Annotated in this window: 26 protein-coding genes; 17 read left to right on the top strand and 9 right to left on the bottom strand. The window is 58.4% G+C overall.

Features of this window, described 5'->3' with window-relative positions; genetic code table 11:
• Positions 1–13: 13 nt before the first annotated feature.
• The 5 genes from JET14_RS21200 (at position 14) to JET14_RS21180 (ending at position 3,979) form a co-directional block, all read left to right on the top strand.
• Positions 14–241: an NADH-quinone oxidoreductase subunit A gene (locus tag JET14_RS21200; RefSeq protein WP_207768750.1), complete on the top strand. Its 228-nt coding sequence runs from the start codon at positions 14–16 to the stop codon at positions 239–241.
• Positions 242–339: 98 nt separating this feature from the next.
• Positions 340–789: a hypothetical protein gene (locus JET14_RS21195; protein WP_018065829.1), complete on the top strand. Its 450-nt coding sequence runs from the start codon at positions 340–342 to the stop codon at positions 787–789.
• Positions 790–964: 175 nt separating this feature from the next.
• Complete coding sequence (locus JET14_RS21190; RefSeq protein WP_432443094.1) at positions 965–2,623, top strand: ISL3 family transposase; 1,659 nt, start codon at positions 965–967, stop codon at positions 2,621–2,623.
• Entirely contained in the window at positions 2,530–3,066 is a 537-nt protein-coding gene (locus JET14_RS21185) for a winged helix-turn-helix domain-containing protein (RefSeq protein WP_246750671.1), read from the top strand. The genes JET14_RS21190 and JET14_RS21185 overlap by 94 nt, the downstream gene beginning before the upstream one ends.
• Positions 3,067–3,142: 76 nt before the next feature.
• Positions 3,143–3,979, top strand: a complete 837-nt coding sequence (locus tag JET14_RS21180; protein WP_018065834.1) for a helix-turn-helix domain-containing protein — start codon at positions 3,143–3,145, stop codon at positions 3,977–3,979.
• Between the two features lie 145 nt (positions 3,980–4,124).
• Here the strand turns inward: JET14_RS21180 and JET14_RS21175 are convergent, their stop codons facing one another.
• Genes JET14_RS21175 through JET14_RS21160 form a run of 4 tightly spaced genes read right to left on the bottom strand, consistent with a single transcriptional unit; the run spans position 4,125 to position 6,951 of the window.
• Positions 4,125–5,438: an arsenic transporter gene (locus JET14_RS21175; protein ID WP_018065835.1), complete on the bottom strand. Its 1,314-nt coding sequence runs from the start codon at positions 5,436–5,438 to the stop codon at positions 4,125–4,127.
• Between the two features lie 15 nt (positions 5,439–5,453).
• Positions 5,454–6,182 (bottom strand): arsenical resistance protein ArsH, encoded by a 729-nt coding sequence (arsH, locus tag JET14_RS21170; RefSeq protein ID WP_200338208.1) that lies wholly within the window; start codon positions 6,180–6,182, stop codon positions 5,454–5,456.
• Positions 6,179–6,592 (bottom strand): arsenate reductase (glutaredoxin), encoded by a 414-nt coding sequence (arsC, locus tag JET14_RS21165; protein ID WP_200338207.1) that lies wholly within the window; start codon positions 6,590–6,592, stop codon positions 6,179–6,181. The genes arsH and arsC overlap by 4 nt, the downstream gene beginning before the upstream one ends.
• Positions 6,589–6,951, bottom strand: coding sequence for an ArsR/SmtB family transcription factor (locus JET14_RS21160; RefSeq protein WP_079921054.1), 363 nt, complete (start codon positions 6,949–6,951; stop codon positions 6,589–6,591). The genes arsC and JET14_RS21160 overlap by 4 nt, the downstream gene beginning before the upstream one ends.
• A 612-nt stretch (positions 6,952–7,563) precedes the next feature.
• Here JET14_RS21160 and JET14_RS21155 point away from each other — a divergent pair.
• The 4 genes from JET14_RS21155 (at position 7,564) to JET14_RS21140 (ending at position 9,870) form a co-directional block, all read left to right on the top strand.
• Positions 7,564–7,884, top strand: coding sequence for a DUF736 domain-containing protein (locus JET14_RS21155; RefSeq protein ID WP_106312870.1), 321 nt, complete (start codon positions 7,564–7,566; stop codon positions 7,882–7,884).
• Between the two features lie 227 nt (positions 7,885–8,111).
• Positions 8,112–8,543: a hypothetical protein gene (locus JET14_RS21150; protein ID WP_200338206.1), complete on the top strand. Its 432-nt coding sequence runs from the start codon at positions 8,112–8,114 to the stop codon at positions 8,541–8,543.
• A gap of 206 nt (positions 8,544–8,749) precedes the next feature.
• Positions 8,750–8,959 (top strand): antitoxin VbhA family protein, encoded by a 210-nt coding sequence (locus JET14_RS21145; protein WP_200338205.1) that lies wholly within the window; start codon positions 8,750–8,752, stop codon positions 8,957–8,959.
• Positions 8,956–9,870, top strand: a complete 915-nt coding sequence (locus tag JET14_RS21140; RefSeq protein WP_200338204.1) for a Fic/DOC family protein — start codon at positions 8,956–8,958, stop codon at positions 9,868–9,870. The genes JET14_RS21145 and JET14_RS21140 overlap by 4 nt, the downstream gene beginning before the upstream one ends.
• 398 nt (positions 9,871–10,268) lie before the next feature.
• Here JET14_RS21140 and JET14_RS21135 read toward each other — a convergent pair whose 3' ends face one another.
• Complete coding sequence (locus JET14_RS21135) at positions 10,269–11,291, bottom strand: IS110 family transposase (RefSeq protein ID WP_200338203.1); 1,023 nt, start codon at positions 11,289–11,291, stop codon at positions 10,269–10,271.
• Positions 11,292–11,504: 213 nt separating this feature from the next.
• On the opposite strand from JET14_RS21135, the gene JET14_RS21130 reads away from it, so the two are divergent.
• From JET14_RS21130 to JET14_RS21120, 3 genes are all read left to right on the top strand, one after another.
• Positions 11,505–11,678, top strand: a complete 174-nt coding sequence (locus tag JET14_RS21130) for a hypothetical protein (protein WP_200338202.1) — start codon at positions 11,505–11,507, stop codon at positions 11,676–11,678.
• A 227-nt stretch (positions 11,679–11,905) separates the two neighbouring features.
• Complete coding sequence (locus JET14_RS21125; protein ID WP_200338201.1) at positions 11,906–12,202, top strand: type II toxin-antitoxin system RelE/ParE family toxin; 297 nt, start codon at positions 11,906–11,908, stop codon at positions 12,200–12,202.
• A 4-nt stretch (positions 12,203–12,206) separates the two neighbouring features.
• The gene (locus JET14_RS21120; RefSeq protein ID WP_200338200.1) at positions 12,207–12,548 is read left to right on the top strand and encodes an addiction module antidote protein; all 342 of its coding nucleotides are present in this window, start codon (positions 12,207–12,209) and stop codon (positions 12,546–12,548) included.
• 78 nt (positions 12,549–12,626) lie between these two features.
• Here JET14_RS21120 and JET14_RS21115 read toward each other — a convergent pair whose 3' ends face one another.
• Genes JET14_RS21115 through JET14_RS21100 form a run of 4 tightly spaced genes read right to left on the bottom strand, consistent with a single transcriptional unit; the run spans position 12,627 to position 15,199 of the window.
• Positions 12,627–12,878: a WGR domain-containing protein gene (locus JET14_RS21115; protein WP_200338199.1), complete on the bottom strand. Its 252-nt coding sequence runs from the start codon at positions 12,876–12,878 to the stop codon at positions 12,627–12,629.
• Between the two features lie 2 nt (positions 12,879–12,880).
• Positions 12,881–14,746: a type IV secretion system DNA-binding domain-containing protein gene (locus JET14_RS21110; RefSeq protein ID WP_200338198.1), complete on the bottom strand. Its 1,866-nt coding sequence runs from the start codon at positions 14,744–14,746 to the stop codon at positions 12,881–12,883.
• A complete protein-coding gene (locus tag JET14_RS21105) occupies positions 14,743–14,997 on the bottom strand; it encodes a conjugal transfer protein TraD (protein ID WP_106312892.1) in 255 nt (84 codons plus the stop codon). Before JET14_RS21105 ends, JET14_RS21110 begins: the two co-directional genes overlap by 4 nt.
• Entirely contained in the window at positions 14,960–15,199 is a 240-nt protein-coding gene (locus tag JET14_RS21100; RefSeq protein ID WP_200338197.1) for a TraC family protein, read from the bottom strand. Before JET14_RS21100 ends, JET14_RS21105 begins: the two co-directional genes overlap by 38 nt.
• A 209-nt stretch (positions 15,200–15,408) precedes the next feature.
• Here JET14_RS21100 and traA point away from each other — a divergent pair, with 209 nt between their 5' ends.
• The 5 genes from traA (at position 15,409) to JET14_RS21075 (ending at position 22,247) form a co-directional block, all read left to right on the top strand.
• The gene (gene traA / locus JET14_RS21095; protein ID WP_200338297.1) at positions 15,409–19,164 is read left to right on the top strand and encodes a Ti-type conjugative transfer relaxase TraA; all 3,756 of its coding nucleotides are present in this window, start codon (positions 15,409–15,411) and stop codon (positions 19,162–19,164) included.
• 128 nt (positions 19,165–19,292) lie between these two features.
• Entirely contained in the window at positions 19,293–19,796 is a 504-nt protein-coding gene (locus tag JET14_RS21090) for a DotD/TraH family lipoprotein (protein WP_200338296.1), read from the top strand.
• Positions 19,793–20,707, top strand: a complete 915-nt coding sequence (locus JET14_RS21085; RefSeq protein ID WP_246750670.1) for a type IV secretory system conjugative DNA transfer family protein — start codon at positions 19,793–19,795, stop codon at positions 20,705–20,707. The genes JET14_RS21090 and JET14_RS21085 overlap by 4 nt, the downstream gene beginning before the upstream one ends.
• The gene (locus JET14_RS21080; RefSeq protein WP_246750669.1) at positions 20,668–21,915 is read left to right on the top strand and encodes a type IV pilus twitching motility protein PilT; all 1,248 of its coding nucleotides are present in this window, start codon (positions 20,668–20,670) and stop codon (positions 21,913–21,915) included. The genes JET14_RS21085 and JET14_RS21080 overlap by 40 nt, the downstream gene beginning before the upstream one ends.
• Before the next feature lie 26 nt (positions 21,916–21,941).
• The gene (locus JET14_RS21075; RefSeq protein WP_200338295.1) at positions 21,942–22,247 is read left to right on the top strand and encodes a hypothetical protein; all 306 of its coding nucleotides are present in this window, start codon (positions 21,942–21,944) and stop codon (positions 22,245–22,247) included.
• The last annotated feature ends 54 nt before the right edge of the window (positions 22,248–22,301 follow it).

Here is a 22,301-nt window from a genome sequence, read left to right as displayed (position 1 = left end):
GGAGGACAGCACGATGACCGAGATTGCGATGCCACTCATTCTTGTGCTGTTCGCCGTGGCCTTTGCGCTCGCGGTGCAGCGGATCGGGTCGCAGGACGGAGCGACATGGCCAGGGCGCGCGGCCTTTCTCGGGGGCGGCCAGCCGGAAGCCCATGCCTGGCAGCGGTTCCATGTGCGCTATTATCCGATGACGCTGCTCTTCATCGCGTTCGAGATGGAGATGATGTTCATGTATCCGTAGGCCGTGGCCTATGTGGAGACCGGGGCGAAGGCGCTGGCGGAGATGGGGATGTTCCTCGGCATCCTCTACGGCTGGCGCGAGGGGGTGTTCCGGTGGCAATGAGGCTGCTCACCGCGCTGGCGCGCCGGGCCGAGGTACCGGTCTTTCCGGTCGTCGGCGCACGGGGCCTTGCGCGGGTCGAGACGCTGCGCCGCCGGCCCGGCCTGCGGCTGGTGGACAGTTCGCGCCACGCCCGCGTGCTGCTGGTGGCCGGAGAGGTGGCGCCGGCGCACAAGCGCGCGCTGGAGCGGCTGCACGCCCAGCTTCCCGCCCCGCGCGGTACGGTCTGGTGGCAGGGGTCGCCTCTGGGGTCGCGTCTGTTCGAGCGCGGTGAAACGGTGGCTGGGGACGACCCGCTAGAGGCGATCCGCCGGGCGGCGCACGCGGGCGACCCCGACCAGCGCCCCGACGTGCCGCCGCACCCGTGGGAGAGGCCGCGAGCCACACCCGCGTATTGCTCGGAACCGGGATCATGCCATCAGACCCTGCACGAGGCCGACAACCGATGACAGCGCCGTCGACCCTTCGACAACGACCCGTCGTCCATCCGACAGCGTGATGTCGACCCTATGCGCCAGAAGGCGGGCAGATGTCAAACCCGCTGTCGCGTTGCCCTTTAATCGGCTCTGCCTCACTTTGTGTGGCGCAACTATCCTGAAACTGGAAAATTCAGGAGGGATAATTGTGAGTTCGAAGCACCATTGGTCGCCCGGGGGCGAAGTTTCGGTTCAAAGCGTCGAGCGAAGTGATTCCGGCGGGTGGATTGTATCGGGCAGTCTGACACCAAACGGCATTTGCCCGGACTGTGGATTGCATTCACGCCGACGTCACGGATGGCGGCGTCGGCGGCTGCAGGATTACCCCGCCCATGGAGACGGGGTTACGGTGGCTCTCTGGGTTTGCCGTTGGCAATGTTTGACGCCCGCTTGCCCACGTCGGACGTTCTCGGACCAGATCGCCTCGATTGCGCGTCCTTATGCGCGGCGCACCTCGCGTGTCGGGGGGATTGTCAGCCATCTTGGGCATGCGACCGGCGGGCGGCCGGCCGAGCGGCTCTTGCACCGTTTGGGCCTTGGGATCAGCGATGACACAGTGCTCAGGCAGTTGAAGAAGCGTGCTCAAGACACCGCCGCGCCGCCGACAGTCATCGGGATCGACGACTGGAGCTGGCGGAAGTCGCAGACCTACGGCACGATCATTGTCGATCTGGAGCGGCGCGTGGTCATCGATGTTCTCGAGGATCGAGATGTCGTCACCTGCACCAACTGGCTGAAGCGACATCCCGAGGTGGAAGTGATCAGTAGAGATCGCTGCGGTCTTTACGCCCAGGCCGCACGGCAAGGGGCACCGCAGGCGAAGCAAGTCGCTGACCGGTTCCATATCGTACAAAACCTGCGGCAGGCCATAGAGGAGCAAATGAACCTTCATGGCCGTGCGACCGGCAGGGCGCTGCTGTCCGACGCCGACAACATCACCGCCGCCGGCAACCTTCTGAAGTCACGCCTTGCGCACAGGACGTCTCGGGAAGAGATTTTCGCCACCATTCATGCACTCCGAAATCAAGGGCTTTCCTGCAGCGAGATCGGGCGACGAACAGGGTTCCCGCGTCGTAGCATCGCGAAATGGCTGCAGTTCGAAACACCACCGGACCGCAGGCGGGCCGCTTTGAAACCAACTTCGCCGTGGTACTTTGAAGAGTTCCTGAGCCAAAGCTGGAAGGAGGGCATTCGAACTGGCAGCGCCCTGTTCCATATGATCCAAGAGCGTGGTTACGAGGGGAGTCAGTCGCATTTGCAGCGGCTGCTGGCGGGTTGGCGCAGAGCCGAACAGCAAGCGAGCGACCCCAAGGTAGAGCACGAAATCCTTAAGCCAGTCCGAGACCCGGAAACTGGGCACGCGATCTCCCCGGTCATCGCGGCCGCGCTGTGCATCAAGCCGCGCGGAAAGTTCACCCCGGATCAGGCGCGGAAAGTCGACACGCTCAAGACCGGCTCTCCCGCCTTCGCAACGATGCGCAGCCTCGCCATGCGGTTCAACGGTATCATGCGTGGCCGCCAAGCAGACCCGCTCCCTGCATGGATCGACGACGCGATCGAAACCAACCTGGCGCCCATCATGCGCTTCGCCCGCACCTTGAACCGGGACTTCGATGCGGTCAAAAACGCAATCGAGATGCCTTGGAGCAACGGCCAGGCGGAAGGTCAGATCAACCGCCTGAAAACCCTCAAACGCGCCATGTACGGCCGGACATCGTCCTTTTCAATTGGGTCGCACCGAATGATTATGGCTTCAACCTGTGCCGCAGCTTCAAACAGGACAGCGCCACGAGGCAGATGCCGCTGATTATTCTGTCCGGCAGTTCCGGCGAGGAAGACAAGGTCAAGGAGCTTGAACTGGGCGCAGACGATTACCTGTCCAAACCCTACTCTTCATCAGAGCTGGCGGCGCGGCTCCATGTCCAGCTTCGTCGTATCGATTCCGGAAAGGTAAGGCCCTGCCTCACCTTTGAGCGCATCGCTCTGGATGAAGACGCGCTGCGGGTCTATATCGAAGGACGCCCCGTGCATCTCGGTCCAACCGAATATCGCATGCTTGCGGCCTTCATGAGTCGTCCTGGACGACCCTTCACCAGGGAACAGTTGTTGGAACGCGCCGGACGGCGCAAAGGCGATGTCGATATTCGCAGTGTGGATGTGCATATCGGCCGTCTGCGCAAGGTGCTCAACCAGAAGAAAACGAACTACCCGCTCCGAACAATCAGGGGAATAGGGTACGCCCTCGGCTAAACCTTGCGGCTGACACAAAATCGTTGTCTCTTCCGGTCATAAGCATAAATCGGACTTATGACTGCACTGAAGAGGCATGCACGTAATGATAGATGACATGGTCGGGATGCTCGATGCGCTCGGGCACGCCGAACGGCTCCACGTATTCCGCGTTCTGGTTCGACGATATCCGCAATCAGTGGCAGCCGGTGAACTGGCCGAAACACTTGGCTATAAACGCTCGACGCTTTCTATCTATCTATCGGTTCTGCGGCGTGCGGGTCTCGTCCATCAGGATCGCGACGGGAACTCGTTGTTGTACAGCGCCGATCTATCCGGCGCGAAGTCGCTGATAGGCTTCCTCTCGGAGGATTGTTGTCGGGGCCGAACAAACAATGACCATCGCACGATAGATTTCGACGCGAACGATCACCGCAGATATAATGTCCTGTTCGTCTGTACGCGCAATTCAGCGCGGTCAATCTTTGCCGAAGTCATCCTGCGTGACACCGCGCCTGAGCGGTTTGCAGCCTATTCCGCAGGCACATCGTCACATGGCGCGGTCCATCCCTTGACCCTGCAGGTTCTTGAAGAAAACGGACACGAGATTTCAGAACTGGGGACAAGCTCGATCGCCGAGTTTCAGAAGCCGACCGCGCCGCAAATGGACTTCGTTTTCACTGTGTGCGACCAGGCGGCCAATGAAGAATGCCCGGTCTGGCCCGGACAGCCGGTTACAGCGCATTGGGGTCACCCGGATCCTGCCGCGGGCGTTTTCAGCGATGAAGAACGCCTCGAATTGTTTCGCCAGACCTATCAGGCCATGCGCCGGCGCATTCAACCCTTCGCTCAACTCCCGGGACCGACCCTCGATCGCGCCGCCCTTCAGGAGCATGTTGACGATATCGGTAGGCTGCGCCTGGCCCGAGTCTGAATACTGTCGAAGAGCGGCGCTTTCACGCTGTCTTGGGCAGGATTCGCCTTCTGGCCAGGCGACCAACCGGCTATTACGACAGCGTCATCGTGCCGACGGCAACTTCCAGGCAGCGAAACTCACCGCGCCATGACCCAAGATGCACCTATGGCGATGGCGGTAGAGCCGGTAGCCAGAAAGCCAGGGCGACCAGGCTTGCCAGCAATACCGGCGGTGTTATCAGAAGACCGATTTTCATATACTGGCCCCAGCCAATCCTGTAGCCCTTTCCGGCCAGCACATGGAGCCAGAGCAAGGTCGCGAGACTGCCGATCGGGGTGAATTTGGGCCCCAGATCATTGCCAATGACGTTGGCGTAGATCATCAACTCCCGCGTTGCCGCAGGCACGTTGGCCCGATCGATAGACAATGCACCGACCAATGTCGAGGGCATATTGTTCATGATGGAGGCTGCGATGGCGGAAAGCACGCCGGTGCCCAGCGTGGCGACAAACTCACCATGTTGCGCCAACCACTCAATCGCCAGGGCGCCGTAATTCGTCAGCCCCGCATTGCCAAACCCGTAGACGACGAGATACATGCCGATTGAGAACAGAACGATCTGCCAGGGGGCGCCGCGAAGCGCGTCCGATACGGAGACGATTGCACCGCGGCCGGCCTGCCACCAGCGCCCGGCAATTGCCATGAGCAGAACTGCGCCAGTACCTGTCACAAACGCGATGGGAATGCCTAGCGGGGCCGTCACGAAATAGGCGGCAAGCAGCACGGCCAGCAAGGGAAACGCAGCCCGGAAGACCAGTGGATCCTTGACGGCCATGTGCGGCGGGTCCAGGCTCTCGACGGAGTAGTGTTTGGGAATTCGACGGCCGAATGCCAACCAGAGCACGGCCAGTGTTGCTGCCAGGGAAACAAAATTCACAGGGACCATGACCGCCGCGTAGCGGTCGAACCCGATATCAAAATAGTTGGCACTGACGATATTGACGAGGTTGGAGATCACCAGCGGCAGGCTTGCCGTGTCTGCGATGAACCCGGTCGCGATGATGAAGGCCAACGCCGCCGGCGGCCCAAAATTCAGGCGCAGGAGAATAGCGATGACAATGGGCGTCAGCAGAAGGGCTGCGCCGTCATTGGCAAAGAACGCAGCAATGATCGCCCCCAGTATAACGACAAGCGGGAAAAGCAAATGGCCGCGTCCGTTGCCCCAACGTGCCACATTCAGCGCTGCCCACGCGAAGAACCCAGCTTCGTCCAGGATCAGCGAAATGATAATCAGCGCCACGAAAGTGAAAGTGGCATCCCAGACGATATCCCATACCACGACGATATCGTCCGGATGCACCACGCCCGTCAGCAGTGCCACCAAAGCGCCGCCGAGCGCGCTCCAACCAATCCCCAGACCTTTCGGCTGCCAGATCACCAGAACCAGGGTGACGACAAAAATAGCCAGTGCCAACATGAAAAGACCTTATCGTCAGTGCGTGTTCTGGTTGACGCGTCGAGAGAGCTCCTCAGCACTCTCGACGCGCTCTGAATAACGGTCAGTGAGATAGGCAGACCTGCCGCGCGTCAGCCAGGTGAACTTCACGAGTTCCTCACACACATCGACGATACGCATATAGAGGGGGGAAGGCTTCATGCGCCCGGCTTCGTCAAACTCGGTGAAAGCTTTGGGTACGGATGATTGATTGGGGATGGTGATCATACGCATCCAGCGCCCGAGGATTCGCATCTGGTTGACGGCATTGAAGCTCTGGCTGCCGCCCGAAACCTCCATGACCGCCAGTGTCTTGCCCTGGGTGGGCCGGATACCGCCCAGCGATAGCGGTATCCAGTCGATCTGCGTCTTCATGATGCCGGTCATCGCGCCATGCCGCTCGGGGCTGACCCACAGCATGCCCTCGGACCATTGGGCGAGATCGCGCAACTCCTGGACTTTCGGGTGGTCGGTATCCGCATCGTCAGGCAGAGGTAGACCCGAGGGTTTGAAGGTGCGCACTTCGCAGCCGTACCAGTGCAATAGTCTCATCGCCTCTTCGGAGGCCAGGCGTGAAAAGGAGCGCTCGCGCAGCGAGCCGTAAAGCACCAGAATCCTGGGGGGATGGCGAGGCGCATCCGGACCCGCCAGCAGATCGACGTCAATTGGACGTAACTTGTCCGGATCGATATTCGGCAGGTCATCGAGGCGTTCAGTCCCGCTCATTGAGTTGCCCCGCCGAAGCGTACCACATCGCCGTCTTCCTTGGTAAACACCGCCACCGGGTTTGCCAGCAGTTCAAGAACCCGCTCTGAAGGCCGGCATAACCGCGCACCTTTTTCTGTCACCACAATTGGACGATTGATCAGGATCGGGTGCGCCATCATTGCATCGATCAGTTGATCATCACTCAGCGTCGGATCATCAAGATTGAGTTCCTCAAAAGGCGTTCCCTTGCGGCGCAGCAACTCTCTTGGCGTGATCGCCATTATCGAAATCAGCTCGATCAGCCGTTCACGATTGGGTGGGGTCTTTAGGTATTCCATCACGGTCGGGGTTTCGCCTGACGCCTCGATCATCGCTAGGGTATTTCGGGAGGTTCCGCATGCCGGATTGTGAAAGATTATCGCTTTCAAGCGTTCTCGCTCCTTCTTTTGTCGTTGAGGCCACCTTCACTCAGAGCCGCCGAAAACGGCTCGCAAACTTCTGGGTGGCCAGCGCAGCAGTCGCGGACCAGAAAACGCAGAGTTTCCTGCATGTGCTCGAGATTGGCGCGATAGATGATTGAGCGGCTCTGTCGGCGCGATATCACCCATCCTGCCCGTGAAAGCACCGCAAGATGTGCCGACATGGTGTTGTGCGGTACAGATAATTGACGCGCGATCTCCCCGGCAGGGAGCCCGTCGGGTTCATGGCGAACAAGGAGACGAAACGCCTCAAGACGGGTCTCTTGGGAAAGCGCGCTAAAACTCGCGGTGACGATGCTTATTTCCATGTGTCCAATAATATGGACAAAATAAATACTGGCAACCGAGTTTCGCCGATTATACGATCTGTCTTGCCCTGCCTGAAACCATCTTTGCCGAACTCGAAAATGGCGATATTTAGCCAAGAGTGACCGCGCTGGCAGCCTCCCTCAATCGGCCCGGTCTGTTCCTCTCCTATTCAGATTCTGTTTTTGACGAAGGACCCAATTTTCGTTTCGGGGGTGACCGTCTCCGTCGTGTTGTGTCGGGAATTTCCTCGCATCGAAGGAACAGAGCCCCTTTCGGATTCGCTGCGACAGGCCGTTTCGTGCTTTGTTGTCCATGCAGACTGTGTTCTTTGCCAGTATCGACACCCTGTTGCACAAAGCTGACGCGGGCTGCCATGGCGAAGGAATGTCCAGCCGTTGTTGTTTGCGAGCAATTGACGATGGGACTGTAAGGCCCGGGGTCTGTCAGCAACGTCTCCGTCCAAAAAAGACGGCTTCCACCTTCGGCGGACCCTCCGTCTTTTCCGGTCCTGCGCCGCCCTTCGCTTCGCTGCGGCCCTGAAGGGTGCAGTCATCCTCTTCCGGTGCTTCCTGGTGTCCCTGTCAATTCGATCAAACAACGGAGACATACCAATGGCAGACCTGATCAACTTCATCCGCTTCAACGACAACGGCACTTTGGAAGGCAACATCGCCGCACTGGACTTCGACTTCGACATCACTGGCGAAGAGCTCAACAGCACGAACCCGAAGGCGCCTGTCTACCGCTTGTATGGCGTTTCCCCGCGAGGTCGGAAGATCGAGGTTGGCGGCATCTGGCGTCAGACGAACCAGAACGGTGAAGAGTACCTGCAGCTGACTGCTGCGACCCCGAGCCGGGCGTTCCGTGCAAACCTCGGAAAGTTTCCCGGCCAGGACGATGATGACCTCATGACCGTGATCCCCTGGAGCTAAGGCTCCACCGGCGCGGCGGTATCCGCCGCGCCGGTTCTGGCAAATCCGCGCCGGCCTGAATAGTCCGCACTTGTGTCCCAGCCTCACACAAATTAAGTATCATGCATTGAGAAATGCCCGCCATTATCAAGTCAACGACCGATACCCGCGGGGGTGTCGTGGTTCATGACGGGCGTTGACGCATATAGACGAAGCACTATGTGGGCTTGAACAGCTGTCGCGAGAGAATGACCAGAGACGAAATCATCAAAGGATTGGGCGCGCAACCGCATGACCCGTTTGTGTGGTTCGACGGACCACCCGTACTGGAGCAGATTCCGCCTGGTACAGTGGGCGTGAACTCAATCAAGATTGTCAGTGTCATCGAGAACCGGCCGAGCCGGTATGTGAACCTGTTGCCCATGTTGCGCATGAGCCTGATCGGGCTGATCCATGATCCGCAGCTCGATGGCGGCATCCTGCCCCTCCAAATGCTTGCCGACCGTCTTGGCGTCAGCCGGTTTACGATCCCGCGCAACTGCGTTGTGCTCGAGGAAATGGGCCTCTTCTATAAGGTCACGAAGAACGGTCGCTACGCTGTCGAGCCCGATACGGCGTTGGTCGTGTTTCATGACCTGTTCGTTCCGTTGCCAGCGAAACGGCTCCGCAGAGACGACTGACGCACCCGATAGCCGGGTCAAACATATAAAAAACAAGAGAATTATTCTGCTGGTTCTGGTATAATGCGCGTGGTCAAGAGACCTATGCTGGATCTATCGTCCAAGAGCGAGAGTGCATAGCAGGACCGTGCCGGTTCAAGGGTTGAGAGATTCCATGAAGACCAGCCTGACTGTAAAACCTCACCGATCTGAAGAAGGAAAAGACCATGGCGAGCACCCTTGAAAAGATGCGCATCTCCGATGCCGAGATGGAAAAGCGGCGCCGGCTGGTCAACAGCGCCGATCATTCCAATGCCATGGAAGGCCTGAAGCGCGATCCTGCCACCGATCACATTTTCGAGGCTTTCATTCGTGGTGATATCGACGCCGATGATATCGACACCATGCTCGATGAATTTCGCGCCGCCAACGGATGACGAACTACACCTACGAAAACGGCACCCTCAAGAACATCTATGGCATAACCGATGCTGACAAGCTGTCAGCTGTGGAGGCCGAACGCGTTGCTGCTCGTTTGGTTACCCTGCAATTTGGCGCCGGCCCGGCCCCGACATTCGATGGCCAATACTTGAAGGGTTTACATCAGCACCTCTTCGAGAAGGTCTACGAATGGGCCGGGCGAACCCGCGATGAGCTGGTTCAGCTTTCTGATGGCACTGTCGCGACCATGCCGACCATGCAGAAGATCGACGGTGAGCAATTTGCGATTGGCCCGGCCATTTCCAGCGCACTGGACCGGTTTTCCGAGGACCTGCGCGGTCAGAACTTCCTGCGCGGCCTGGACCGAGAGACGTTTGCCGACCAGGCGGCAGGCTATTTCAATCGGCTCAACTCGATTCATCCGTTTCGCGAAGGCAATGGCCGGACGCAGAGGGCGTTCATGATCGCGCTGGCGAAGAACGCCGGTCACGAACTGAGCTTCGATGTCGTGTCGGCCGAGCGCATGGCGCAGGCCAGCATTGCCGGTCATGAACGCGGCGATGTCGATGCTTTCAAGCGAATGTTCCGCGAGATTTCTGATCCGGAACGCGTGCAGGCGTTGGAGAAGGCACAGAATTTCCTGACCTCGCAAGGCTTTGACTGGCAAAATCGCTATATGGCAACGACCGAGCCTGGCCGCCGCTATGATGGCGTTCTGGTCGGGGTCGGTGGCTCGGATTTCATGATGCATGACAAGCAGAATATTCTCGTCGGCAAGACAAAGGACCTGCCAAGGCCTCTGCCCGAGCAAGGGCAGCATGTGACGTTCGAAACGCCACAGAAGACCCCTGCGAACGCCCGAGAGAGTAGGGGGCGTGACGACGACTTTGGGCACGGCCTCAGCTAAAATCCCATCTTCGCGGTCTCGCTGCGTAGATTGCCGGCTGGACGCCGGATTCGGTCGCGGCCCTTGGGAACGCGGTTCTCTTTTTTATCTGCCGGGATAGCGTACGGCTCCTTGGTCAGCGTCAATGACGAACGGTTCCCCCATGTGTGGACGGCCCGTGGAATGCAAGACTTTATTTATGTTGGCGGCCAATAAGGTTCACTCATGTGTCCGGCCTTTTATCGCAGCTCATATGCTGCTGGCCCTGATGAAGTCCGCAGACGGATTGCCAATCAATTTTGCGCGCTCGAGGCGCTGGGGGCACCTAGGCTTTCATCCATCCCCGGCCAAACCGGTTCGCCATCACAACTCAGTCCTTCATTCCACCGCCCGGCCGGTGATGGCCGAACGGGATTCCCTCAGGCCGTTGCCGGCCGATACACTTCCTCCCGTCTGAGAATAGCCCACGCAATGCGCGCGGTTTTGTTGGCGATCGCCACGGACACTAGCCTTGCAGGTCTGCGATCCAGCAACCGTGCGATCCACGGAAATGAAGATGCGTCGAGGCGGGCTCGCCGAACAACCGCAGTCGCTCCGACCACCAGCAATCGCCTGATGGTTCGATCTCCCTGCTTGCTGATCCGGCCGAGCCGTTCTTTCCCGCCACTGCTGTTCTGTCGCGGCGTCAGACCGAGCCAGGCCGCGAATTGCCGTGCCGATCTGAATTCCGCAGCATCCCCAACCGAAGCGGCGATAGCCGCCGCCGTCAGTGAACCTACGCCAGGGATGGTCATCAAGCGACGGGCGGCCGCGTCGCTCCTGCACCACGCAATGATAATGCGATCCAACTCGGCAATCTTCTGACTGAGTTCCTGTAGCTGGTTTCGAATGTGTTCCAGCGCCTGCACTGCTGGCGCGGGTAGCTCATCCCTTGCCGCATGCAGCGCTTCGAGCGCGGTCTTCACGCCCATCGCTCCTTGCGGAGCAATAATGCCAAATTCCGCGAGGTGGCCACGGAGAGCATTGATGAGCGCAGTTCGGTGACGAACGAGTAGATCTCGCGTCTTGTGTTGCATTAGCAGTGCTTGCCGCTCGCAGCTCTTGATCGGCACGAAACGCATCGTAGGGCGTGTGACCGCTTCGCAGATCGCCTCGGCGTCTGCAGCATCGTTCTTCCCGCGTTTGACATAGGGCTTCACATATACTGGCGGCATCAGCTTGACCTCGAAGCCCAACTTGCCGAGTTCTCGCGCCCAGAAATGAGAAGTCGAGCAGGCTTCCATACCGACTAGGCAACGCGGGATCTGTTCAAAGAATTGCAGCAACTGATTTCGGCGGAGTTGGCGGCGAGCAACGACACACCCAGTGTCATCAACGGCATGTATCTGAAAAACGTTCTTGGCCAGATCAAGACCAACGACAGCGATATTCTCTAAAGACATGGTGCGGTTCCTTTGAATTGCTGGAGCGCGGTGATCGTATCATCTCGCGCTGCGGTTTCGGAGGGCCGTCCACACCATCAATTTTGCCGCAGTCCTGCGGGCAGCAACTAAATCGGCACCCCCATTCACCAGCCTTGCCGGTCGCTTCGCGATCATTGACGCCGGCCTGCGATCACCCGTGGCCGGTTTCCGTCAACAAAAGGAGACGGAAACATGACGACTATCGATCAGATCAACGAACTTCGCGCCGAGCTGATGAACTGCGACTTCTCGAAAGTCGAACGGCGGGATGCTGAAGCAGAACTTGAAAAGCTGGAGGCGCAGGCAGTGGCAGAGGAGCTGCAGTTTGAGCAGGACATGGCAGCCTGGAACGCTGACCTGGAATGAGGTCAGTTTCAGGAAGGCTTTCAGCCTTCCTGTTCTCTAGCCGACACCCGAAAAGCCGAATATTTTGAGCGCTGAAGCCGCTATTCCGTGCGCCAGTTCAAAAAAGAAAGCTCGAAGCCAGGAATACCATTGAACCGACAAATCGAGCATTGCTGCATGAACAGGTGACATGAGCAGGCTGTGACTTATAGTTTGCAATTTAGTCCAGTGTGACCTATAGTAGGCATATGGTCGAGTTAATCAAAACGGCAACATTTGATCACTGGCTTTCGAGCCTGAAGGATCGAACTGTGGCCGCAAAGGTCGCCGCCCGCCTCGTGCGACTTTCAATGGGCAATCCCGGTGATGTGGAGCCCGTGGGGTCGGGGATTTCCGAGCTCCGAATTCACTACGGCAAGGGATATCGAGTTTACTATATGAGGCGCGGCGAGTTGATTATCGTTTTGCTTTGCGGTGGCGACAAGTCGACGCAGAAAAAGGACATCAAGGCCGCAAAAATGCTGGCCGACGAATGGAAGGATTGAAACTATGGCAAAGGAAGTTTTTAGCCGTTTCGATGCGGCCGATTACCTGAAAACCAACGAAGACATTGCGGCCTTCCTGGATGCCGCGATGGAAGAAGGCGGAGACGATCCTGAATATATCGCTGTCGTTCTTGGAACCATTGCGCGGTCGCGCAATATGAGCCAGCTGGCGCGTGACACCGGGCTTTCTCGGGAAGGTCTTTCACGCGCGCTGTCCGGCAACGGAAATCCGACAATGGCAACCTTGATGAAAGTGGCCAAAGCGCTCGATCTTAAAATTCAGGTTGTTGCAGCACCGTCTGCAGGGGCAGCTTCGAGCGCTTCAGAACATCGAGCCGCTTCCTAAGTGTAGTTCGGCCGACCTGCAGCGCGGAAGGCCGTTTGATGCCTGTTGATGGCGTGACCACCGTGCGTGAACCACTGGTCAGTCGCGGTAGCCACGCTTGCGCTTGCTTTGCTCCAGAATGGCGAGTGCGTCATGGGCCTGTCCGGCCGAGGTGAACCAATCGAGCTTCAGCTGACCGCTGGTCCCGATCCGGCCCCAGCGGCGCACAAGGCACCAGTCTCCGAACAGGCCGCCCTCAATGCTGAGATGATAGAACCGCCACTTATTCGTGGCCGGCTCGATGCGGCGCAGGAGCACTTCAGTCGGGAAAAGATCAAGCTGTCCCAGCATCTTCAGATCCCCGGCAGTTGCCCGTCGAACAGGTCGTGCGTGTCGCCTTCTATCATCGCTGTGTTCCTGGGCGTGTCGACCGGATCCATTCCCTTGAGAACGTCAATGGCCTCTTTCGGATAGTTTGCGTCACTGTCCGTCTGACCGGTCTCAGTATCGTCGTCAGTCGTGAAACCTTCAAGTCGGCTGGCGGTGATAAGGTCGAGGGTCCATTGCGCTGGCGCTTGGGCATCGCGCGCATGCGGGAGGGTGGTATAGGGAACGCGCACCTTGTAGACGTCCTCGCCAACGCCGGTGACGAGGACATCGATACCGTTCTTGCGAGGCCCGAGCTGCGTCTCGAATTCGGAACGCTCAATCGTGTTCTCGCGCCGCTCGTCGCGCACCCATTCCAGCCCGTTTCCACGTGGCTCACGACGGTTATAGACCACGGTGGCCTGACCGACATCGCTTTCAAGTCGCTGCGCGGTCGGTCCCGAATTCACTTTGGCGATGATCTTTGTTCCGACGATCGACATCCACGCGTCGGCGCGTTCGCGCCCATAGGTGTCACGGATCTGTGCAATATCCTGCACGCCGAGACACACGCAAACCCCCTTCGATCGTCCGATATCCAGTAGCGCGGAAAACCGGCTGATCTTCGGCAGTTGGGCAAACTCATCCACGAAAAACCAGATGCGACGGAGCTTGGCATCGCCAAGTTCCGGATCGGACACGATGCCGGAGGCAATGGTAAGAAACGCGCTGATCCAGCCGTCAGATTGGTCAGAAAACCGGCCAGACTTCTGCAGGATGACGGTGCGCCGATCTGTTTTGTAGAGCAGCCAGTCGCGCAACGAAAAACGTTCCAGACCTTCATAATTCGCCCACGCCGTTGCCAGCAGACGCAGCGTGTTCGTATCAGCGGTGAGCGTCGAAAGCGTCGAGGCGACTTGTCGATAGTCAGCATCCAGAAAGCGAACCGCGTCGGGGTGATAGCGATGCGCGACCTCAAGAAGTTCAAGGTGGTCACGGCGCGTCTCTGCTACCAGATCGGCCCACGTCCACCTTCCGGGGTTCTCATGCATAAGGCGTATGGTGCACGCGGCCAGCACGGCACGGGCCGAGTTGGAAAAGAACCGATCTCTTGATTCAGGGATCAGTCGCGTGGCCAGCTCAACGGCATCCTCTGCAATGCGCAGATCCTTGGCGATATCCCAAACATGGGAACGCCGATCCTGTGGAGCGATGATGATTGGCTGCACCCTGGAACCATCTCCCTTGTCCGTTGGAGGCAGCTTCTCGGTAAAGTCTCCCTTGATATCGAAGACGAGAACCTTGTCATGTCGCGCGATTGCAGAGACGATCAGCCCGATCATGGTCTGTGTCTTGCCGCCGCCAATGGAGCCAAAGATGATGAAGTGTCGCACCTCGCGTTCGAGCGCCAGCCGCCATCCATTGAACCAATGAAGGCCGTCCCTCTTGTCGATCTTTTCGGCTTTTGCGGCTCGTAGCAGTTCGGGCATGCCTGCGACGGTCCGGCCGGACTTGATCCATTTATCCGGTGGCATGAGGAAGGCAATATAGCCGCCGATCGCAATGGCAAGGTTTCCTGCCACAAGCATGGCAGCCAACAACCATTGCAGTTTAGCCAGATCGGCCGGGACGTAGCCGAGTGCCTGAATGAAGTGACTTCGGCAAAGATCGGAGGACCAGAATGTGAGGCAGTCGATCGCCTGCGAAACTGATAGGCGGTAGGCCGATCCGTTCGGGGCGTTCCATGAACGAAGCGCAAAAAAACAAACCCAGACAAGTGCCGAGATGCCCACAAGGAAGAGACCGGCATAGAGCAGAATAGCAAATTCGGAACGTCTGGGTTTGGTGATCATTGGCGTAACGCCTCGCGACCTAGCTTGATCATTTGTTCGCGAAGTCGAGCGTCGCCCTTTCTCCGATTTCCTGTCAGCAGAACGCCAAGAATGTAGGCGCGGTCCTCATCTCCGAGGCTTGCTTTGATGACCAATCCACCAAGCTCGATCTTGTGACGGGTGTCTTCGCTTCGTTCGCGCTTGCGCATTTTTCTAAACTCGCTTTGCAGGTTGCTAAGCGTTCTGCGCAAGGTCAGAAGGTCGCTGCTCATTCTCCCGCACGGAACGAAAGGAATGAACCATCTCGGCAAATGCCGCCTCAAGTTCATTCTCCGAAAGATCAAGGGTTTCGACGCCAGCTTTCATGGCGATTTGTCCAATCCTGATTGCTTCCTTTTCTTCAGCTTCGCGCAACTGCTTTTGCAGAGTTCTGATCTGGTCACGGATCGCGGAAGGGGATTTTGCGCGTGCCATGTGCTTTCTCCTTTTCGGCATCAAACGATGAGAAGATTGCAGAGATGTTCTGTGTTTGTAAACACCGATGATGCGTGAAAAAGAGCCCATACTGTATAAGATGAATCGGCGGAGCCGATGCCGCACTCCGTCATGCGAACAAAACGATCGTTTTGTTAAATGCGCACTTATACATTGTTTTCAACAATGTAAGATGGTAGGTCCGTTTCATGGCGATCTATCATTTGCGCGCTCATCAGATATCCCGTGGCAAAGGGCAGAGTGCGGTCGCTGCCGCTGCATACCGCCACGCGACACATATGAACGTCGCGCGCTCCGGAGAGATTGCCGACTACAGTCGAAAGAAGGGTTGTATCCACAGTGAAGTCGTGTTGCCCGAAGCTGCCCCGCGGTGGATAAATGCCTGGCATGATCGATATTCGCCACATGAGTTTGCCGAGCGTTTCTGGAACCGTGTGGAAGCCAGTGAAAAGCGCGATGACGCCCAGCTCGCGCATGAGTTTGTCGTCGCACTGCCCGTTGAGTTGTCCGTAGAGCAGAACAAGGCTCTGGTTCGTGACTTTGTGCGCAATCAGTTTGCGGCGCGTGGGCAGGTCGCAGATTGGAACTATCACGATGCTACAGGGAATCCGCATGTTCACATCATGGTGGCGTTGCGACCGCTGACCGAGACAGGCTTTGGCTCAAAGCGGGTTCCGGTTCTTGATGGTGACGGTGAACCGGTCCGAAGGCCGCCAAAGGTGGAGGGCCAAAAGGGGGAAATCGTCTATCAGCACTTCGCGGGTTGGAAGGACCGCCTGCCCGAGATCCGCGCTGCCTGGTCGCAGGTGGTCAATCGTCATTTGGTCCAGCATGGATATGACACGACAGTTGATCATCGCAGCTTCGAAGATCGGAAAATTCCGCTGGAGCCGACGACGCATCGCGGCCCCGCCGTCGACGACATGGAGGCGCGCGGCATTCAGACCGAGATGGTCCAGCAGCACCAGCAGGTCATGCGTGAGAATTTCCGCAGGCTGGCGGAAGATCCTGCGCTTGTTCTGAAAATGATCACTGCGGAAAAGTCCGTTTTCGATGAACGTGATGTTGCAAAGTTCATCCACCGGTATGCGTCAACGTCTGAAGAATTTTCCGGGCTTTTCCTCCGGGTCGGTGCGCTCGAAAACCTTGTGACGCTTTCCCAGGAAATCCGCGACCCGTTCACGAACAAACTTCTTGAACGGGAGAAGATGACCACGCGAGAAGTCCTGCAGATGGAAGCGCAGATGATCGATGGCGTCCGTCAGCGCGCGACGGATCAGTCTTTCGGTGCCCCGCCGCGTCAGGTTGAAAAGGCGATCGCGGACTTCTCGAAGTCGCACGGGTTTTCCCTTTCCGGCGAACAGGCGATGGTCGTTCACGCCGTCACGTCCGATCGCGGCGTATCGACGGTGGTCGGCTATGCGGGAGCGGGTAAATCCACGGTCATGGACGTCGTGCGGGAGGTTTACGAAGGGCAGGGGCGTCGTGTGGTTGGCGGAGCGCTTGCCGGAAAGGCAGCCGAGGGCCTGTTTGAATCGGCTGGTATCGAGAGCCGGACGCTGGCGTCCTGGCGCTTGTCGTGGGAACACGACAAGCGCCGACTTCAGAAAGGCGACGTGTTCGTTCTGGATGAGGCAGGAATGGTCTCTTCGAGCGACATGGTGATGTTGGTTGATGCGGTTAACGCGGCGCAGGCCAAGCTTATTCTTGTCGGGGACGCGCGGCAGCTTCAGCCTATTCAGGCTGGCGCTGCGTTTCGCGCCATTGCGGATAATACCGGGTTTGTCGAGTTGACGGAGGTGCGCCGGCAAAGGGAAACATGGATGCGGGACGCTTCTCTCGCATTCGGGCGCGGTGAGAGCCGCGCGGCGCTTCAAACTTATGCAGACAACGGGCACATTCGTCTTAAGGGCCATCGTGACGATGCCATGTCTGAGTTGGTTGGTGCGTGGGGAGCTGATTGGCGCGCCGGCGCCGATACGCTGATGCTGGCGCACACCAAGGCCGCGGTGTTCAGTCTGAATGAGCGGGCACGCCTGACCATCAAAGCCCACGGGGGGCTTCAAAATGAAGTGACGTTTGACGCGGTTCGTGGCCCGCGCGCTTTCGCCGTTGGCGATCGGCTGTTGTTCCTGGAAAACAATCGTGACCTTGGCGTCAAGAACGGAATGCTGGCAACCGTGGAAAAGGCGAATGACGGCATTCTTGACGTTAGGCTCGACAACGGCAGGATCGTTGCGGTCAACCATGAGCATTACAACAACGTTGATTATGGCTACGCGACGACGATCCATAAGTCGCAAGGGGCGACCGTCGATCGGGTGCATGTGCTTGCCACACAGATGATGGATGCCCAGCTTTCCTATGTCGCGCTTTCGCGTCATCGCGAGGCGGTCACACTTTATGCCGGCCGGAATGACTTTCCTGAAATCAAGGATTTGCTGAACACGCTGTCGCGCGACCGGCTCAAGGATTCAACGCTGGCCTATGCGCATACGCCCGACTATCAGCTCGAACGTGACGCGTTTGTGCGTCGGCGCGACCTTCCGGACATTGGCGAACTGCGCGATCTTTGGCGTCGATCGCTCGATGCCATGCGTTCGCGGTTCGCGGCTATTGCGGAACGGTTCAGAGCAATTTCCGAACGGCTTTCGCTTGCGCGTCCGCAAGCGGTTGACGTCTCGCCGAATGTCCCGCCTGCCGACGGCGCGCGGCCTGTTGAAGCTGAAAAAGAGATCAGGCTTCCTGAACTGACGCCAGCGGTCAGCCAGGCGCTTTCGCGGCTTTCGGAAGTGGACCGCAACACGAACGGCTACAGCGGCAAACGGGGGCGCTGGTTCCGCGCTGCCGAAACCGAGCTGACGCAGATGTCATCAGCGACCGATCTGGTGATGTTCAATGACCAGATCGCAGCGCTCGTTTCCCCGGTGGAAGTTCGATCTCTTGGTCGCGATCCGGATGACGACAAGCTTCAGTCGCTTGTCGCGCATCTTCCGCCATCGGCGCAGACCTTCATCAAGAGAAACTGGCAGCTCGTGCATGTCGGTCAGCTGGCCGCCGACGACAAGAGCCGCGTTGATGTTGCGTCGGTCATGGTCACGGAGCGGCGCGATGCTGGCCTTGAGGCCGATTATGAAAAGGAGCGGGCACGTTATCGCCTTCCCGATGTTCCGCTTGTTCCGTCCGTGACGCAATGGCCCGTTTCGGTCGAAGCCGTTGCCCGTGATCCGGCCAATTACGCGGCGGTTACCAAGTCGCTGCACCGGTCTGCGCTTCAGAACATGGGCAAGGTCTGGCGCGATCCGGCCGCGATCCTCGACAAGCTGGTGGCGGCGGTGACGGATGGCTCCGATGTCATTCAGGTATTGAAAACGATGGACCAGAGCCCGGCATCGCTAGGCGATTTGAACGGCAAAACAAACTTCCTGGGGCGCCCTGATGAGGAGCGGAAAGCGGCACTTGCGGCAGTGATGCCGGCGATCAGTAGTGCTGATAATTTTGCCGGATCATTAAAGGTGAGCATTGAGGGTGCCGAAAAGTCGGAGAGAAAGCTGCGTAGCCAGATGGCCGCGCCAATCGACGGACTGTCGCCGGCCGCCAAAGATGTGCTGGCCTCTCTGTCGAAAGCGTCCAGTCTTCCGGAACGCTCTGACGAACGTCGCGCTCTTGAAAGGGCGGCGATCGAAGACAGGGAAGCCATCGGCCAGCTGCGGGGTGTCGCTCATGATATCAGGGCGCGTTTTGGCGATAGCAGCGGCGCGCCGGCGCAGGAACTGATTGCACGGGCAATGCCGGAGCTTTCTCCAGAAGCAAGATCGAGGGTTCATCGTGATGCCCGCCAGATCTGCGCTGCCTATGACAGGTGTGTCGAGATCGATCGGACACAGCGGCGCGAAACTCGTCTCGAGCACGAGAAGTCGCAGTATCATTCTATCGGGAGATAAGCGCTCCAAAATCGGCAAGAATGGTGACTGAACGCCCTTTTGTTCTCTTGGATGTTGCATCAAGGCGGCCATTGTGGTGAATTGCAGATGTAATACGCTGCAATTTCCGCACCGCAAGAGGTTTCCCTATGCGCATCGCGATCAGCCTGGCACTGGCTGTGCTCGCTGGCTGTACCAGCACAAGAGACGTTCCGTCGGATTCCCCTACGATCAATTACATCGACAATCAAGTCCATCTCGTTCGAAGCGAGTTGAACGATGCAGCGCTCTATCAAAATGTCCTGGAAGCGCGTGCTACGAATACGGTTGAGGTGCGCAATCCGGGGATTGCCCAAGACCCGATTATGAAGATCGTTGATGCCGAATGGCAGGGAACGTTGGATGAGCTGACAACGCGGGTTGCCAGCGAAGTGGACTACAGCGTGTCGGCGTCCGGGGAAAAGTCCGGCGCTCCGATTTTGATCTCGACCAATTTCTACAATCTGACGGCCTTGGGATTGCTTCGGGAAGCCTATGGGCAGGCGAAGGGACGTGCGCGCCTCGTGATCGATCAAGGCGCCAGACACATGACAATCTATTACGCTCGCCCTGAGCAAAGCCCGATCCCGCATCAGGAGGACCTCAAGCCGTGAGCCAGACCCTTTCTCACCGTCGCCTTCGTGCCATGACGCTGACAGGCATTCTTATGGCCGCGTTTTTGTCTTCATGCGCAACAATGAAGGACGAAACCCCGGAACCGCCGCCCATCCCGCAGCTCGGCGGCCCTGACGACCTTACCAGTCCGCGATATGCGCCCTTGTCCTACAAGCAGTTTGCTTCCCGGGCCAAACGCGGAAAGCTTGGTGGGACCGAGGTTGAGGAGCAGCGCTATTCGGTCCTTCGGGACGCAGCCCTTGCCTATGGGGCACAAGCAGGATTTGAGCGGCGCAGCTGGGAGATCATGAATGATCTGGAGCGTGAATCGATCAAACTCTCTGAAACCTTCAATTTCAACCGGGTCGCATTCAAGGCGCCGCGGGAAACAGGCTACGTGTTGCCGCCGGTGATCACCCGCGCCACGGCGGCGATCAACGTCACTGACAATGGCCGCAAGAGCGTTGCCGCCGACGAATACTACCGCATCGAGGAGCCAGGCCGACTGGTCGCCATTCTGCCGACCTGGCGCGACTATCTTGTGCTCCCGCTCGATACGCCGCGTGAGCCTGACGATCGCCTATTGCCCCAGGATGACGATGAAACCAAAGTCTGGTCGCAGTATCTCGATGAAGGCTGGTCACAGGGCGAGCAGCAGGCCGACGCTGCTTTGCAGGAAAACATGAACCTGTTGCGGCGCGACTATCTCGGCATGGTCGAGTATCGCAAGGCGGTGGAAGCCGGCCTTATTACCAACCTCGTGCTGAAGTCGAGCGAGACGCGCGCGGCCGGTGATGTCGACGAGCTCTATATCGGGGAGCGCCGTGTCGAGATCGACGATGCCGCCCGGTTCGTCAAGAACCCTGCCCGATGGAAGCCAATCCAGAGACGTTTTCAGGTGGCCAAGTAATGCCGGCGGTTGATCTCTCGAATTTGATGGAAGACGCCTATGATCCGAAGGAGCCCTATGCTCGCGTCCTGAACCATGAGCCGTTGCGTTTTGACGGCGACATGGACCCGTTTCAACAGTTGCTGGTCGGGGCCTCCATCAAAGGGGCGTCGGACATCCGGATACAGACCGACAGTCGTATCCGGATCAAGATGCACGGCACCCAGCATTTTGCGACGGCAAGGCCCCTGAACGCCTCCGAGGTCCTGAGTATCCTGAGCCATATGTGGCGGTCGGAAGATGCCTTCAGCATTCTGCGTCAAGGGCGGCCGCTGGACTTCTCGTTCGAGGTGCCGATCGATCGCCACCGACGTCAGCGTTTCCGCGTGAACGCCAAGGGCGTGATGAAAGGTGCCGGCGACGGCATTTCCATGACGATGCGGCCGCTGCCGACAAAGACGCCGACGATCGATGATGTCGGTCTCGACACTGAAGTGCGCCCGTACATGTCGCCTCAGAATGGCATTGTCGTGGTCGCCGGGGCGACCGGCCAGGGAAAGTCCACGACGCTTGCCGGGATCACGCGCTTTCATCTTGAGAACACGGCCGATCCGAAAGCGATCGTCGATCTGCAGGCGCCTATCGAGTTCACCTATTCCGACGTGCTGACAGATCATAGCGACTGCGCGTCTTCCATTGAGCAGTCGGAGATCGGCGAAGGGCGCAACCTGCCGTCGTTCGGCGACGGAGTGTGGGCGGCACTGCGCTGTGCGCCTGATATTATTTCGCTGGGAGAGGCCCGCGACAAAGCCTCCCTCGAGGGTTGCCTGGAAGCCAGTCTGACCGGCCACTTGGTTTACACCACCACGCATGCCGGATCGGTCGCGGAAGGCTTGCGGCGCATGGTCGTGAACTTCCCGGCCGAAGAACGCGATGCACGCGCGTTCGACCTGATCACGTCGCTCCAGCTCTTCGTCGTTCAGCACCTGGTCCGCACAAGCGACCATCGCGGCCGCGTGCCGCTGCGCGAGTATCTGTTGTTTGATGACTATGTGCGCGATCAGTTTGTTTCCGCGCCTATCGGGGATTGGCCGAAGGTCGTGAGCCGCCTGATGCTTGAGTCGGCCGACCGTGTTCTTGCCCGCTCCATGCATGATGCGGCCCAACAGAAGGTTGATGAGGGCAAAGTTTCGTATGACGACGTCAGGCGATTGCTGCCGCGCCACTGACGGCCGCTGATCATGAAGGAGAAAAAATGCTGGTCCCTAAATACCTTCGACCCGTCAGGGACAAAAAAAGCTACGAGGCAAGCTTCGGGGAGCGGATCGTTCGCATAGTGGTCAACTGGCCGATCGTCTTTCTTCTTTGCGTGCCGGCTATCGCTGTGATCGCGAGCATGTTTCTGTCCTTCGGCCTGTTGTTCCTGAAGCTTTTGAATGTTGTCGAGAATGCCATCGTTGCCCACGACTGGTTAATGCTGGCTTTGATCGCTCTCGCCTCGGCGGCGATCCTGTCGCTTTGGAAGCTGGCTTACGTCGTGCATCGATACTTTATCATTTAGGGTAAGCATCCGCCTTCGCCTGCGGGTGGATGTCTTTCCGACCAAAGGCCTGCC

It is taken from the genome of Martelella lutilitoris, from assembly GCF_016598595.1.
GTDB classification, from domain to species: Bacteria; Pseudomonadota; Alphaproteobacteria; order Rhizobiales; family Rhizobiaceae; genus Martelella; species Martelella lutilitoris_A.
This window is presented reverse-complemented; position numbering and strand designations above follow the sequence as displayed.

Coding starts and splice junctions, on each gene's coding strand:
- JET14_RS21200 (WP_207768750.1), top strand. CDS start 14: ATGACCGAGATTGCGATGCCACTCATTCTTGTGCTGTTCGCCGTGGCC.
- JET14_RS21195 (WP_018065829.1), top strand. CDS start 340: ATGAGGCTGCTCACCGCGCTGGCGCGCCGGGCCGAGGTACCGGTCTTT.
- JET14_RS21180 (WP_018065834.1), top strand. CDS start 3,143: ATGCACGTAATGATAGATGACATGGTCGGGATGCTCGATGCGCTCGGG.
- JET14_RS21175 (WP_018065835.1), bottom strand. CDS start 5,438: ATGTTGGCACTGGCTATTTTTGTCGTCACCCTGGTTCTGGTGATCTGG.
- arsH (WP_200338208.1), bottom strand. CDS start 6,182: ATGAGCGGGACTGAACGCCTCGATGACCTGCCGAATATCGATCCGGAC.
- JET14_RS21160 (WP_079921054.1), bottom strand. CDS start 6,951: ATGGAAATAAGCATCGTCACCGCGAGTTTTAGCGCGCTTTCCCAAGAG.
- JET14_RS21155 (WP_106312870.1), top strand. CDS start 7,564: ATGGCAGACCTGATCAACTTCATCCGCTTCAACGACAACGGCACTTTG.
- JET14_RS21150 (WP_200338206.1), top strand. CDS start 8,112: ATGACCAGAGACGAAATCATCAAAGGATTGGGCGCGCAACCGCATGAC.
- JET14_RS21145 (WP_200338205.1), top strand. CDS start 8,750: ATGGCGAGCACCCTTGAAAAGATGCGCATCTCCGATGCCGAGATGGAA.
- JET14_RS21140 (WP_200338204.1), top strand. CDS start 8,956: ATGACGAACTACACCTACGAAAACGGCACCCTCAAGAACATCTATGGC.
- JET14_RS21135 (WP_200338203.1), bottom strand. CDS start 11,291: ATGTCTTTAGAGAATATCGCTGTCGTTGGTCTTGATCTGGCCAAGAAC.
- JET14_RS21130 (WP_200338202.1), top strand. CDS start 11,505: ATGACGACTATCGATCAGATCAACGAACTTCGCGCCGAGCTGATGAAC.
- JET14_RS21125 (WP_200338201.1), top strand. CDS start 11,906: ATGGTCGAGTTAATCAAAACGGCAACATTTGATCACTGGCTTTCGAGC.
- JET14_RS21120 (WP_200338200.1), top strand. CDS start 12,207: ATGGCAAAGGAAGTTTTTAGCCGTTTCGATGCGGCCGATTACCTGAAA.
- JET14_RS21115 (WP_200338199.1), bottom strand. CDS start 12,878: ATGCTGGGACAGCTTGATCTTTTCCCGACTGAAGTGCTCCTGCGCCGC.
- JET14_RS21110 (WP_200338198.1), bottom strand. CDS start 14,746: ATGATCACCAAACCCAGACGTTCCGAATTTGCTATTCTGCTCTATGCC.
- JET14_RS21105 (WP_106312892.1), bottom strand. CDS start 14,997: ATGAGCAGCGACCTTCTGACCTTGCGCAGAACGCTTAGCAACCTGCAA.
- JET14_RS21100 (WP_200338197.1), bottom strand. CDS start 15,199: ATGGCACGCGCAAAATCCCCTTCCGCGATCCGTGACCAGATCAGAACT.
- traA (WP_200338297.1), top strand. CDS start 15,409: ATGGCGATCTATCATTTGCGCGCTCATCAGATATCCCGTGGCAAAGGG.
- JET14_RS21090 (WP_200338296.1), top strand. CDS start 19,293: ATGCGCATCGCGATCAGCCTGGCACTGGCTGTGCTCGCTGGCTGTACC.
- JET14_RS21080 (WP_246750669.1), top strand. CDS start 20,668: ATGGAAGCCAATCCAGAGACGTTTTCAGGTGGCCAAGTAATGCCGGCG.
- JET14_RS21075 (WP_200338295.1), top strand. CDS start 21,942: ATGCTGGTCCCTAAATACCTTCGACCCGTCAGGGACAAAAAAAGCTAC.